This is a genomic window from Endozoicomonas sp. G2_1 (assembly GCF_017744155.1).
GTDB lineage: Bacteria > Pseudomonadota > Gammaproteobacteria > Enterobacterales > Alteromonadaceae > JAGHQT01.
Window position 1 is genome coordinate 26,578 of sequence record NZ_JAGHQT010000013.1, and the last position, 12,956, is coordinate 39,533.

Annotated in this window: 13 protein-coding genes; 3 read left to right on the forward strand and 10 right to left on the reverse strand. The window is 43.5% G+C overall.

Annotation, left to right across the window (positions count from 1 at the left end; translation table 11 throughout):
• Positions 1-16: 16 nt before the first annotated feature.
• The 10 genes from pntB to J7384_RS13905 all read right to left on the reverse strand — a co-directional run bounded on the left by pntB (position 17) and on the right by J7384_RS13905 (position 9,879).
• On the reverse strand, positions 17-1,423 hold the full coding sequence (pntB, locus tag J7384_RS13860; RefSeq protein WP_209115009.1) for a Re/Si-specific NAD(P)(+) transhydrogenase subunit beta: 1,407 nt from the start codon (positions 1,421-1,423) through the stop codon (positions 17-19).
• A gap of 9 nt (positions 1,424-1,432) precedes the next feature.
• Positions 1,433-2,971 carry a Re/Si-specific NAD(P)(+) transhydrogenase subunit alpha gene (locus tag J7384_RS13865; RefSeq protein WP_209115010.1) on the reverse strand — a complete coding sequence of 513 codons (1,539 nt, stop codon included), beginning with the start codon at positions 2,969-2,971 and terminating at the stop codon, positions 1,433-1,435.
• A gap of 398 nt (positions 2,972-3,369) precedes the next feature.
• On the reverse strand, positions 3,370-3,888 hold the full coding sequence (locus J7384_RS13870; RefSeq protein WP_209115011.1) for a YcgN family cysteine cluster protein: 519 nt from the start codon (positions 3,886-3,888) through the stop codon (positions 3,370-3,372).
• A 9-nt stretch (positions 3,889-3,897) separates the two neighbouring features.
• Positions 3,898-4,944 (reverse strand): lytic murein transglycosylase, encoded by a 1,047-nt coding sequence (locus J7384_RS13875; RefSeq protein ID WP_209115012.1) that lies wholly within the window; start codon positions 4,942-4,944, stop codon positions 3,898-3,900.
• Between the two features lie 76 nt (positions 4,945-5,020).
• Entirely contained in the window at positions 5,021-5,302 is a 282-nt protein-coding gene (locus tag J7384_RS13880) for a YcgL domain-containing protein (RefSeq protein WP_209115014.1), read from the reverse strand.
• Between the two features lie 74 nt (positions 5,303-5,376).
• Positions 5,377-6,519: a ribonuclease D gene (rnd, locus tag J7384_RS13885; protein WP_209115015.1), complete on the reverse strand. Its 1,143-nt coding sequence runs from the start codon at positions 6,517-6,519 to the stop codon at positions 5,377-5,379.
• Positions 6,520-6,645: 126 nt separating this feature from the next.
• Positions 6,646-7,509 (reverse strand): 23S rRNA pseudouridine(2605) synthase RluB, encoded by an 864-nt coding sequence (rluB, locus tag J7384_RS13890; RefSeq protein WP_209115016.1) that lies wholly within the window; start codon positions 7,507-7,509, stop codon positions 6,646-6,648.
• A 68-nt stretch (positions 7,510-7,577) separates the two neighbouring features.
• A complete protein-coding gene (scpB, locus tag J7384_RS13895) occupies positions 7,578-8,228 on the reverse strand; it encodes an SMC-Scp complex subunit ScpB (protein ID WP_209115017.1) in 651 nt (216 codons plus the stop codon).
• Complete coding sequence (locus J7384_RS13900; protein ID WP_247741800.1) at positions 8,225-9,199, reverse strand: ScpA family protein; 975 nt, start codon at positions 9,197-9,199, stop codon at positions 8,225-8,227. The genes scpB and J7384_RS13900 overlap by 4 nt, the downstream gene beginning before the upstream one ends.
• 59 nt (positions 9,200-9,258) lie before the next feature.
• The gene (locus J7384_RS13905) at positions 9,259-9,879 is read right to left on the reverse strand and encodes an L-threonylcarbamoyladenylate synthase (protein ID WP_209115018.1); all 621 of its coding nucleotides are present in this window, start codon (positions 9,877-9,879) and stop codon (positions 9,259-9,261) included.
• 151 nt (positions 9,880-10,030) lie between these two features.
• Between J7384_RS13905 and J7384_RS13910 the strand changes: the two genes are divergently transcribed.
• The 3 genes from J7384_RS13910 to J7384_RS13920 all read left to right on the forward strand — a co-directional run bounded on the left by J7384_RS13910 (position 10,031) and on the right by J7384_RS13920 (position 12,869).
• A complete protein-coding gene (locus J7384_RS13910; RefSeq protein ID WP_209115019.1) occupies positions 10,031-10,912 on the forward strand; it encodes a crotonase/enoyl-CoA hydratase family protein in 882 nt (293 codons plus the stop codon).
• 341 nt (positions 10,913-11,253) lie between these two features.
• Positions 11,254-11,607 (forward strand): hypothetical protein, encoded by a 354-nt coding sequence (locus tag J7384_RS13915; RefSeq protein WP_209115020.1) that lies wholly within the window; start codon positions 11,254-11,256, stop codon positions 11,605-11,607.
• Positions 11,608-11,756: 149 nt separating this feature from the next.
• Positions 11,757-12,869, forward strand: coding sequence for an endonuclease/exonuclease/phosphatase family protein (locus J7384_RS13920; RefSeq protein ID WP_209115021.1), 1,113 nt, complete (start codon positions 11,757-11,759; stop codon positions 12,867-12,869).
• The last annotated feature ends 87 nt before the right edge of the window (positions 12,870-12,956 follow it).

Below are 12,956 nucleotides of genomic sequence, written 5' to 3' on the forward strand. Positions count from 1 at the left end.
AATGCCTGCTAGTGATTTAACTCAAGTGCTGACTAATTTTCTCAACACTTTCTTTAGCATCACCAAACAACATTTGGCTGTTGTCCTTAAAGAATAATGGGTTTTGGACACCCGCATAACCTGTGCTCATTGAACGTTTAAAGACAATCACGTTTTTAGCGTTCCACACTTCAAGTACTGGCATACCGGCGATTGGGCTACCTGGGTCTTCAGATGCTGCCGGGTTCACAGTATCGTTAGCACCAATGACAAGTACTACGTCAGTTTCGCCAAAGTCTTCGTTGATTTCTTCCATACCCAATACGATATCGTAAGGCACTTTCGCTTCGGCAAGTAATACGTTCATGTGACCAGGTAAGCGACCCGCTACAGGGTGAATACCAAAGCGCACTTCAACGCCCTTTGCTTTAAGCTTTTGGGTTAGCTCGTACACTGGGTACTGTGCTTGTGCCACCGCCATACCGTAACCTGGGGTGATAATCACTGACTTAGCATTGGCTAACATATCAGCAACGCCATCAGCTTGAATTTCAACGTGCTCACCGTAGTCAACATCAGTATCAACTGTTACGTCGGTACCGAAACCACCCGCGATTACACTGATAAACGAACGGTTCATCGCCTTACACATGATGTATGACAAAATAGCACCTGAAGAACCAACTAGGGCACCAGTGACAATTAACAAGTCATTGCTCAGCATAAAGCCCGCTGCTGCTGCTGCCCAACCTGAGTAAGAGTTAAGCATTGAAACCACTACGGGCATATCAGCACCACCGATTGAAGCCACTAAGTGCCAACCGAACACTAAAGCAATTGCCGTCATTAAGAACAGTTCAAAATTACCACCGCCATTGCTAACAAAGTTGATCATCAATAAGAAACTGACCACTCCCGCCGCTAAGTTCATTTTGTGGCGGTTCGGTAACATTAACGCTGCTGAGTTAATCAAACCGCGCAACTTACCAAAGGCGACAATTGAACCGGTAAACGTTACGGCGCCAATAAATACGCCTAAAAACACTTCCGTTAAATGGATGTTTTGAGCGATTCGCTGTTCATCGGTTAACACAGGTAAAACGTGAGCGTGGGCTTCAAAATAACTGTTAAAGCCAACTAACACCGCCGCTAAGCCAACAAAGCTGTGTAAAATAGCGACCAGCTCAGGCATCTCTGTCATTTCAACTTTTTTCGCTAAGCGAAAACCAATAGCGCCACCAATGGCGACAGCCACGATGATTACGCCAACATTACTCACACGCGGGTCAGCAATGGTCGCAATTAGTGCGATCGACATACCAACAATGCCATACCAGTTACCGTTTTGAGCAGACTCTTGTTTACTTAAACCACCCAAACTCATGATAAATAATAACGCCGCAATGATGTAAGCAGCACTGATTAAACCTTGAGAAAATTCCATGCTGCTCTCCTACTTCTTCTGGAACATTTTTAACATGCGATTAGTAACGGTAAAGCCACCGACAATATTAATGGTTGCGATCAAGACCGCGATACCGGCCAATACTTGAATCAACAAACTATCGTTGCCGATTTGCAATAACGCACCCACAACGATAATGCCCGAAATAGCATTGGTGACACTCATTAACGGTGTGTGCAAGGCATGAGTAACGTTCCAAACTAAGTGATAACCGGCAACACACGCCAAAACAAATACAGTGAAATGCGAGAGGAAATCTGCTGGTGCAACGTTAGCAATCCACGCAAATAAACCACCAGCAACCGCCATAGCGACGTGTTTTTTAGTGCTAGAAGCTGGCTGTTCTGGTTCAGGCTCTGCTTTAACTTCAGGTTTTGGTGCAGGTTTAGCCGGTGCTGCGCTGACTTGAATTGGTGGTGGTGGGAAAGTAATTTCGCCATCTTTAACCACTGTCATGTTGCGCAATACTTGATCGTCAAAATCGATATTGATATCGCCATCTTTGTTTGGTGATAACAATTTGGTTAAGTTGACGAGGTTGTTGGCGTAAAGCTGAGATGACTGATTTGGCAGTCTCGATACTAAGTCGGTGTAACCAATAATAGTCACGCCTTCAACTTTGCTCACTTTGCCCGGTTTAGTCAATTCACAGTTACCGCCACCAGCAGCCGCTAAATCAACGATAACACTACCCGGTTTCATTGACTTGACCATTTCTTCGGTGATCAGCTTAGGCGCCGGCTTACCCGGAATCATCGCCGTGGTGATGATAATATCAACGTCTTTAGCTTGTTCAGCAAACAAGGCCATTTCAGCATCAATAAAGGCTTGGCTCATTTCTTTGGCGTAACCATCACCTGAACCTGTATCTTCCTCTTCAAAGTCGAGTTCGAGGAATTCTGCCCCCATACTCTCGATTTGTTCTTTTACTTCTGGACGGGTGTCAAACGCGCGCACAATTGCACCCAAACTACCGGCGGTACCAATTGCAGCAAGACCTGCAACACCAGCACCAATAATCATCACTTTAGCTGGCGGTAAGTTACCCGCTGCAGTAATTTGACCTGTTAAAAAGCGGCCAAAATGGTGCGTTGCTTCTATAACCGCTCGGTAACCAGCAATATTAGCCATTGAACTGAGTGCATCTAATGACTGCGAGCGGGTCATTCTAGGCACCATTTCCATGGCTAAACTGTTTACTTGTTTAGCTTTTAATTTTTCTAACAGTTCTGGGCTTTGCGCAGGAGCGAGAAAGCTCACCAAGGTTGCGCCATCTTTAATAGCATCACACTCTTCATCAGACGGCGCATTTACTTTGTAAATAACGTCCGACTGCCAAACATCAGCCTCTTTGACAATACTAGCGCCAGCATCGAGGTAATCTTGATTAGCAAAGCTTGCCTTATTACCTGCGGCAGATTGGACTTGCACTTCAAAGCCTAATTTTATCAAGGCTTTAACGGAACTTGGCGAAGCCGCGACGCGATTCTCCCCCGCCAGCGATTCCTTTGGAATACCTATGATCATATCAACCTCATCATCACGTTTTATTATTGCTGTTATATTTTTATTGCATTGTTATTGCGTTGTTTTTCAACACTTATACTTCTATCACTAACCCCATTAATTAGAAAGAGGTATTCAGTTATGTCTAAATGCTTTATCGAATATAGAATGAAAAGTGCTTATATAACAAAGACTAAATTAACAAAAACGAGAGGATAAAGAAGATAAAATAAGCTTTTATTTACTATTCACGCTAAAAATACTGCGATATTAAACAATAAAAGCTAATGATATCATTAGCTAAGCGGCTACAACCTCGATGACTTCGAAGTTAGCGAGAGCAATTTGAGCATTGAGGTAGGAAATTAAGTGGCCTAACAGGTCAACTGATTGGCCTATTGAGTTACATAGATAAAAGACTAATCGAGGTCGTTCAGTGGCCAAGTGACAATATAGTCTTCAAAATCGTCAAGTGACACTTGATCATCCTTAACGATTTTACCACGCACTGACATTCCGGCTTTGTGCATGGCGGATTTTTTTCCTTTGTGTAATAACGGATGCCACGATGGCAAGCCACGCCCTTCTTGTATACGGCGGTAGGTGCAACTCGGTGGCATAAAAAAGACGTCGTCGAGGTTGTCTTGAGTCAAACGAACACAATCAGGTACTAAGACTGTTCGCTCTTGATACTTGCTGCAACTGCAGGTTTTATCGTTGAGCAAATAGCAAGCAATACTTGAATAGACCATGTGCTCGTTATCTTCAATGTAATCTGTCGGCGCTAAATCATTGCTTTCATCAATTGCATCATCATCAATAAACTTGTGCAAACAACACTTAGCACAGCCATCACACAATGACTCCCACTCTGTGCGAGTCATCTCAGCGAGGGTTTTACGTTGCCAAAATGGTTGGCTATTTTCAGAATTGGTCATAGCTATCAATTAGCGCACTGGCGGATACTTGATTTGATCAGACAAGTGACCAACCGAACTGACAAAATAGTACGACAAATTCCAGTGCATCAAGCTTTTGTAGTTGTCATAAGCTAAATACGCACGACCATTTGCGTCATCAGGGAAAACCAAGGCAGCTTTAATATCCACTTGCGGCAAATTGCTACCATCGGTGCGGCGAACGCCCAACGCTTGCCATTGGGCAAGGGTTTTCTCGGTATTAGCCCACGCTTTTAGCCAGTTTTTACGACTACCGGTATTTTTAGGAATCGCTAAATCAGTGTCAAAGTCAGCAGGTAATTTAACTTGTCGTCCCCACGTTAAGTCGTCGTTCCAACCTTCTGATTTTAAATAGTTAGCCATTGACGCAAAGACATCGGCTTGATTGCCCCAAATGTCTTTTTTGCCATCGCCATCACCGTCAACCGCGTAGCTTAAAAACGAGGTTGGCATAAATTGGTTTTGACCCATAGCGCCGGCCCAAGAGCCCTTCATTTGGTCAATTTGAATATGGCCTTGGTCAAGAATAGTTAACGCGGCAAAAAGTTGCTTTTTGAAAAAGGCTTCACGGCGGCCTTCATAGGCAAGTGTCGACAACGCCGAAACAACATTGTAATTGCCCATAATCTTGCCAAAGTTAGTCTCTAGTCCCCAAAGTGCGACAATAAATCTTGGTTGAACGCCATATTTTTCGCCTACTTCAGTCAATAACTGACGGTGTTGCTTGTAGAGCTTACGAGCTCGGTTAACTTTCCACTTAGGTACGCGCTTGGGTAAGTAAGTATCGAGAGTTTCAACTTTCTCTGGCTGATTGCGATCGGCAACTACCGCTCGCTTGTGGTATTTCACTTTCGCAAAACTGCTATCGAGTAACTGTTGACTAAAACCTTTGCTTAACGCTTCTTGTTTAATTTGTTCAATATATTGCTCAAAGCTCGGTTTATCAGAATTTTCCTGCGCTGCTTGTACCGAAGTCATCGAAAATACACTTAAACAAGCAACTAGGTGTAGACATGAACGAACAAATTTTTTCATTGAGAACTCTCTTCTAGTTCAGGGAAAATATCGAATAACTAACTATTTTGTATAAGTATGAGTTAAACCGAAAACACTAGTCTTGTTCAATGCCTAGCTGTTTTTTGTGATCGGCTAACAAATCTTCTTTTGGCGGTGGCAACTGCAAGTAAAAACCTTGTTCAGTAAGGTTTGTTTTCACTTTATCAATATCTGCCAGTGCTAATTTATCGCGATTGGCTAAATTGACCATAGTCACCAATTGCGGTGTGCCAAACTTCGCTAATAAGGCATCTGGAACTCGCGAAAAATCATCGCGCTTTTCGACAAATAAATAGGTTTGCTCTTTTTTAGGGCTTCGATAAACAGCAGTTAACATAAAACTCTTTAATCACTCTTTTTAATAACAGATTAAACGTCGCCACTATAACACACCATAGCGACAATTTACCCTTAGCCGATAAACTTGTTATTGGCAAAATCAGTCAGTCGCTCGGCGAGTAATTGGGCGCGCCAACCTTGAATTAAATCAACCTGCTCAGGCGCTTTATCGGCATTATTAATTTTGTAGTGCCACGATAAAAACTGATTCATTTGTTTTTTCGAGGACAAATTTTCCATCGCCAACTGGTGCTCTTGAGCAATTTGTTGCAAAAACTCTTTCAAGCGTTTGTAAGTTTGCTTATAACCCGGATATTGGTCTAAACGAACAATTCTCGGCGGATAAGTGTCAGCTGGCGCCTGATTCGCTGCTTTTAACACAGTTAACATGGCTTTGCCTTTATGGCGAATATCCTGTACTTCAGCACCTTCTAATCCCGCCATTGCACCAACACTTTTGGGATTATACTGTGCCAATGCCAACAAGGTGTGATCTTTAGCGACAAAGCCCAGCGGCAAGTCGCGTTTTTGCGCTTGTTGGTATCGCCATAATGCCAGATGTTGTAGTCGATTTAACTGCTCAGGGCGCAAACGCCACGCCATTTTCACCGTTTGATATAGCTGACTTTCATCGGTTGGCGTAAATTTGCGATTAACTAACGCCTCGCTCTCTTGTTCAGCTGCTGCTAACCAACCGGCGTCGGATAACTGAGCCAACAATTTCGGGTACAAGGTAAACAAGTGCTCAACATCGGCGGCGGCGTAGCGCAACTGTTTGTCTGACAAAGGCCTTTTGGTCCAATCGGTACGCGACTCTGATTTATCCAATTCTATCGCCAAAAAGTGCTTAACCATTGCCGCATAGCCAACTGAAATGCCATGCCCCAAAAAGGCCATCATAATTTGACTGTCAATCAGGTTGCTCGGCTTAACCTTGCCCGTATGTAAAAAAACTTCGAGATCTTCAGAGCACGCGTGTAGTACTTTGCGAACCTCACTATTTTCTAACAATTGCCAAAAAGGGATTAAGTCGTCGAGAGCAACCGGATCAATCAGTGCGAGCGTGTTGCCGTCGTATGCTTGTAACAGCCCTAATCTAGGGTACAAGGTTCGAGTTCTGACAAACTCGGTATCAATAACTAAAACCTCAGCGCGTTGATACTGTTGACACAACTCAACTAGCTGGCCTTGTTCGGTGATATAAATATGATCCATTACTACTCTGTGATCTAGTGATTGATTCGTAACTCAAGTCGGTAGCCACCTACCAACTGAATTTATCTATGGGTATAAACATCATACCCACGCTACAAACTTGTGCTCAACAATAAACAATGTCTGCTAGTTACGGCGACGACGCATAGATTGCTGATGACGCATGTGATGTTTTTTAACCGACCGACGAATTCGTCGGCTTTTGGCATTATCAATCGCTTTGTCATCAACCTTAACTTTAGACTGAGTTTCAGGAGTTAGTTCGACCAACTTGCGATAGTAATTGACATCTTTTAATCCTAGCTCAGTCCAACCACCGAGCGGCAACTGACGTTGCATATCTAAATCGCCATAACGGACACGAATAAGACGACTCACTTGCACGTCTTGGCTTTCCCACAAGCGTCGAACTTCTCGGTTGCGCCCTTCGGTTAAAACAACGTGGAACCAGTGGTTACGGCCTTCACCACCGCGATAGACAATTTTATTGAACTTGGCTGGGCCATCTTCGAGTTTGACCCCTTTGCGCAAACGTTGCAGCATGGCTTCATCAACCTCGCCAAATACCCGAACCGCGTATTCCCGTTCAACCTTGCGCGATGGATGCATTAAGCGGTTGGCCAATTCACCGTCAGTGGTGAACAATAACATGCCCTGGGTATTGATATCCAAACGGCCAACGGCAATCCAGCGGCCGCTTTCAAGTGGCGGCAAACGGTCAAATACGGTTGGTCGACCTTCTGGATCTTTTCGCGTACACATTTCACCTTCAGGCTTGTTGTACATCAACACCCGACAAACTTGCTCTTCTTCTGTTTTGAGTTTAACCAAATGACCGTCGAGGCGAATTTGCTCAGTGCCTTCAACGCGATCACCTAAATAGGCAACCTTGCCGTCAACACTGACTCGTCCGGCACTAATCACCGTTTCCATTTCTCGACGAGAACCTTTACCCGCACGGGCAAGCACTTTCTGTAATTTTTCTGACATTGGTTTGTCACTCTTTGTTCGTTTACTTGAACGCTGGTTAAGAGAGCACAATGCTCTCTGACTTCTGTTTAACTGTCTTGGGCTAATGAGTCGATATCGACTAACGATATCTCGTTTATCGGCATTAACTCAGGCAATTGAGCTAATGACTTTAAGGCAAAATAATCTAAAAATGCCTTGGTTGTGCCGTAAAGCGACGGTCGCCCCGGTACTTCTTTGTGACCAACCACTTTAATCCACTGGCGCTCTTGCAACGTCTTTATTATATAGCTACTTACGGCAACTCCGCGAATTTCTTCAATTTCACCGCGAGTAATCGGTTGCTTATAGGCAATTAATGCCAAGGTTTCGAGCAGAGCTCTTGAGTACTTAGGTGCTCGTTCTTGAAACAAATTACCAAGTTCGGCAGAGTGTTCAACAACAGCCTGAAAGCGATAACCAGAGGCGGTTTCAACCAATTCGATACCGCGATCTTGATAGTCGTCTTGCAGTGCCTTTAGCGCTTTGTTTAGCGCCTGCTGGCTGACCTGATAATCAACTAACACCGTTTGCCTAAGTTGCTGCTTAGACATCGCTTTATTCGCGACAAAAAGCGCAGCTTCTAGCAATTTTTTCAGCTTAGGCGCAGTTATTCGCTTGGCCTTGTCACTGACAGTGCCACTATTCTTAGTGCCAGTGTTTTCATTAATAGTGCTGCCAATTAAATCGCTGTCACTCAACCTGCTGCTCCCAATTCAAGTACTGATGATGCCTGTTGAATTTGTTTAAGCCTGACTTGAATAGCACCAAACGGCAACGCTTGCACACATTCAATCAAAGACTCTTTAACCAACTCTAATATGGCAAGAAAAGTCACTACCACACCTTGACGGCCTTCGGTCACGGTGAACAGCTGACTAAATTCAATAAAATTGCCCTGATTTGAAGGCGACTGATGGTCTTCTGGCCCCTGCTGCGATACCTGTGCTTGGTTGAGGCGCGCTAAAATATCACTCATTCGCGCCCGAGTCGATAAACTTTCGCGATGAATATGGTGATGTTCAAATGCTTCGCTGCGTTTTAGCACATCTTGCAGTGCTGCCACTAAGTCTTGCAATGCAACTTCAGGCTCTGGGCTATTCACGGCAAAGTTAGTCGGCAAACCAGCGTGAGCAGGAAAAAAGTCGCGCTCTGCTCTTGGCAACTGGTCTAGCTGTTCGGCGGCATCTTTAATCACTTCGTACTCTTGTAAACGCCGCACTAACTCTGCTCTCGGATCTACTTCATCGTCGTCAACGGCTTGTTTGGGCAACAGTAGTCGTGATTTTATTTCAGCTAAAATCGCCGCCATCACCAGGTATTCTGCGGCTAACTCTAGCTTTAACGACTTCATCACCTCAACATATTGCATATATTGCTCAGTAATTGGCGCGATCGGTAAATCAATAATATCGAATTTTTGCTTGCGGATAAGATATAGCAGTAAGTCGAGTGGCCCTTCAAAAGCTTCTAAAATAATCTCAAGGGCATCTGGGGGAATAAATAAGTCTTGCGGTTTTTCGATATAAGCTTCACCACGGATAAAAGCGAGCGGCAACTCTTGCTGCACCATCTCATGCTTTTTTGAATCAGCCTTATTTGACTCAGATTTGTTTGGCTCAGACTTAGTTGGAGCAGCCTTATTTGCTTTAGTGCTACTTTTTTCCGTCATGGCATTTAGCGCTTATTTCTCTTACCAACAATAAAGCGAAAGATAAAACCTCCGAGCCGCTATTCAAACGGCGCAGAGTCGCCTTCACCAACGCGAATAATGTCGACATCACCTTCGGAAAAATCAATCACAGTGGTTGGCTTTTCACCTAGGTAGCCACCGTTGAGAATTAAATCAACACGGCGCTCCAAAATATCTCGAATGTGCTCAGGATCGTATTCTGCCATATCGGCGCCCGGCATAATTAAAGTGGTTGAAATTAATGGCTCGTTTAGCTCTTCAAGCAAGGCTTGGGCGATGGCGTTGTCCGGGATGCGAATACCTATGGTCTTCTTCTTTGGATTCATTAGTCGACGCGGTACTTCCTTGGTCGCCTTAAAGATAAAAGTGTAAGCGCCCGGGGTGTTATTTTTCATCAAGCGGAAGGCGGTGTTATCTACTTTGGCATACTCTGAAAGCTCTGAAACATCGCGACAAACCAATGCAAAGTCGTGATCCATGTCGATATTGCGAATTTGGCAAATGCGTTCAAGTGCTTTTTTATCGCCCATGTGGCAACCCAGCGCATAACCCGAGTCAGTGGGATAAACGATAACAGCCCCTTGGTGAATCATATCGACCGCTTGTTTGATTAAGCGCCCCTGTGGGTTATCTGGATGAACGTAAAAGAATTGACTCATATTTATCCCAAGCAGCCATACTGACTTTGTTTTTTAATTATTGTTATTGATAATTGTATGTCAAAAGCCGGCGCTAAACCACGCTTTTAATTTTTGCGATTTTGCATTAAGGTATCTGGTATGACCACACAAGAGCAATGCAGAAACTCAAATGGATTCAAAACTCAAAACCGATATGGAGACCGACAAGGCCCCCCAAGAGAGCCAGTCAACCAACTTGCCTGCTCCGCGGGTAACCGTTGAAATTGACGAAAACCAAATTGCTCTTGTTAGTCTCAATCGCGCTGATAAATACAACGCCCTCGATATGGCAATGTTTCACGCGATTGCTAATACTGCTAAAAATTTGTCGAAAAATAAGCAAGTTAGAGTAGTAATCGTCCGTGGTCATGGCAAAAACTTTTGCACAGGTCTTGATGTTAAGTCTGTTTTTCAAGACAAAACCAACTTTTTAAAGCTCTTGTTTAAGTGGTGGCCAAGCCGCGCTAATTTGGCTCAGCGGGTATCAACCGCATGGCGTGATGTGTCGGTGCCTGTTATTTTTGCCCTGCACGGCAAATGCTGGGGTGGCGGTTTACAAATCGCGATGGGCGGCGATTTTCGCATTGCCGGACCAGATATTGATATGTCGATTTTAGAAGCTCGTTGGGGACTAATTCCCGATATGGGCGGTACATTAGCCTTCAAAGAACTACTGAGAGCGGATCAATTAAAAGAATTGGCTATGACTGGGCGCATGGTCTACGCCGATGAAGCGCTAAAACTTGGTCTAGTCACCGAAATTCACCAACAACCGCTTGAGCGCGCATACCAGCTTGCCGAGCAGCTTTTACAGTCTTCTCCAGATGCTCTCGCCGCCGCTAAAAAGCTCTATAACCAATCTTGGTGGTCAAGTGCCGGTTCGGCGTTATTTCGAGAGTTTTATTATCAAATAAAAGTCATCCTTGGTAAAAATCAATCGATCGCCATAAAACGCGCGCAAGCTAAATCACCAGAGCAAAAGCCCGATTATATTGACCGTAGTTTTGATTAACCGCTACCTCTAAAACAGGGAAGGTTAAGCTGTTAATTTTTTGAGTAACCGCGATTAATACTATTTTATTTTGGCAATTTTTTAAGCAAGCTTATTTGATCACCATCGAGTGAAAAATCTTATATATAAAGGGAGACCTTCATCATTGCTGATTTTTTGATGCAAGGATGTACAAAGTTCTTTAAGGTAGAATGAAAGAATACTCTTATCAGATAACCTATTTAAATAACGAAAAAATACTATAATCACTATACTGAGTATTTAACTCATGAAGTGACGCTACTATTGTGCAGACTCTAACTCAGCTCATTCAGTTTATTGTTACTCTTTAAGGAATTAAGATGACTAAAAAAAATATGACTATTGTGTTTGTCTCAAGCTTAGTTTTTATTACCTCAATATTTTTAGTTGTGGCACTAAATTTAATGCAACTCATTTTTATTGTTAAAGCGGAGCAAAGAGTAGGGTTTATTAAGCTGCTTAAACATGAAAATATGAGAACCGAAGTTTTGGAAGTTTTGTATTCTGGAGCATTTGCAGATCACTGTACGTTAAATCATGCTAGAGAAATGTGGGTATTTAAATATACACTAGAAACTCAGTTTAGCTATGCAATAGAAAGCATAGAGGAAACATTTAATGGCATATTACAAAAGCAGCACACCAATAAGCCGATGACTTGCCCTTACAGCTAATAATACTACAACCTTTAAAGCGATTTGTCGCACGACAAATCGCTTACTATGTCAGTACATAATTTTCTTATATTTGTCATTTAATTAGTTTAGGCTTACCAGCACAGTTTTTTCGCTAACGCGCAATATTAGATAAGTCAGATAAACACGTGACTAATACAACAACCACCATAAAAACAATATTCAAAAACATTACTCTAGCGTTAATCGCACTGATCTTGGGGTTTCTCGCTTGGGTCTACTTCTCAACCTTCCATCCGAGTGAACAGCAAGACGAAGCCGTTGTTAGCAAAGGTCATTCACAGACATCACCAGTATTAAAGCCCGGACAAAATATAAAAGTGTTAAGCTGGAATGTTCAATTTATGGCCGGCAATAGTGATAACCACTTTTTTTACGATGATGGTGATGACCAATGGCCATCTTTAACACGGGTTCAGGAAATAACATCAAAAGTAGCCAATGTCATTCTTGAGCAAAACCCCGATATTGTTTTGCTGCAAGAGATTGATGACAACGCAGCTCGCACCCACCATACCGACCAACAAGCCATGCTTAACCAATGGCTAGCAGAGCACTATCCCTATCAAACAGACAGTTTTTATTGGCGCGCGAGTTTTGTTCCACACCCAAAAGTGATGGGGCGAGCGGGCATGAAATTAGTGGCATTTTCAAAGTACCCCATTGACCGAGCAATAAGGCACAAGCTCCCTGAAATCACCAGTGATGATATTATTACTCGTCAGTTCAACCTAAAGCGTGCCGTGCAAGAGCTGATTTTACCTATTGCCAACGGCAACAACTTACACGTGCTTCACACTCACCTCAGTGCCTTTGCCCAAGGCAGTGATACCATGGTCAGGCAGGTGGCTAAACTACTCACATTAACTGAGCGGTTGGATCAGCAAAATAGCGCTTGGTTACTGGCTGGCGATTTAAACTTGTTGGCTAGTAAAAGTGCTTTTAACCACTTAGCTCCGCAACATCAAGCTTATTACAACAGCTTAGGCAGTGAACTGACGCCTATGCTAGCAAAGTATCCGTCGATTCCTTCTCGCCAGCAAATTACCGGCGCAGACCAAGCCAACTGGCGAACTTATATGCCCGCAGACGATCCTCAGCGGACGCCAGATCGCACCATCGACTACATTTTTTATTCACCGAAACTAAAGCTAGGTGAACATTTTGTTATCCACGGTAGCGCCCGTGCTATTTCTGACCACTTACCAGTAGTTGCCAACTTTACGGTGCCAAGCCAATAAAAACCGGCACCTATGCGGGTAGCAAACAAACAGTGATAGACAACAAATACAATAAAGTAAAGAATCCACCTTCTAAAGAAGGTGGCT

Coding starts and splice junctions, on each gene's coding strand:
- J7384_RS13875 (WP_209115012.1), bottom strand. CDS start 4,944: ATGAAAAAATTTGTTCGTTCATGTCTACACCTAGTTGCTTGTTTAAGT.
- rluB (WP_209115016.1), bottom strand. CDS start 7,509: ATGTCAGAAAAATTACAGAAAGTGCTTGCCCGTGCGGGTAAAGGTTCT.
- pntB (WP_209115009.1), bottom strand. CDS start 1,423: ATGGAATTTTCTCAAGGTTTAATCAGTGCTGCTTACATCATTGCGGCG.
- J7384_RS13900 (WP_247741800.1), bottom strand. CDS start 9,199: ATGACGGAAAAAAGTAGCACTAAAGCAAATAAGGCTGCTCCAACTAAG.
- J7384_RS13865 (WP_209115010.1), bottom strand. CDS start 2,971: ATGATCATAGGTATTCCAAAGGAATCGCTGGCGGGGGAGAATCGCGTC.
- J7384_RS13905 (WP_209115018.1), bottom strand. CDS start 9,879: ATGAGTCAATTCTTTTACGTTCATCCAGATAACCCACAGGGGCGCTTA.
- J7384_RS13870 (WP_209115011.1), bottom strand. CDS start 3,888: ATGACCAATTCTGAAAATAGCCAACCATTTTGGCAACGTAAAACCCTC.
- J7384_RS13915 (WP_209115020.1), top strand. CDS start 11,254: ATGACTAAAAAAAATATGACTATTGTGTTTGTCTCAAGCTTAGTTTTT.
- J7384_RS13880 (WP_209115014.1), bottom strand. CDS start 5,302: ATGTTAACTGCTGTTTATCGAAGCCCTAAAAAAGAGCAAACCTATTTA.
- J7384_RS13910 (WP_209115019.1), top strand. CDS start 10,031: ATGGATTCAAAACTCAAAACCGATATGGAGACCGACAAGGCCCCCCAA.
- rnd (WP_209115015.1), bottom strand. CDS start 6,519: ATGGATCATATTTATATCACCGAACAAGGCCAGCTAGTTGAGTTGTGT.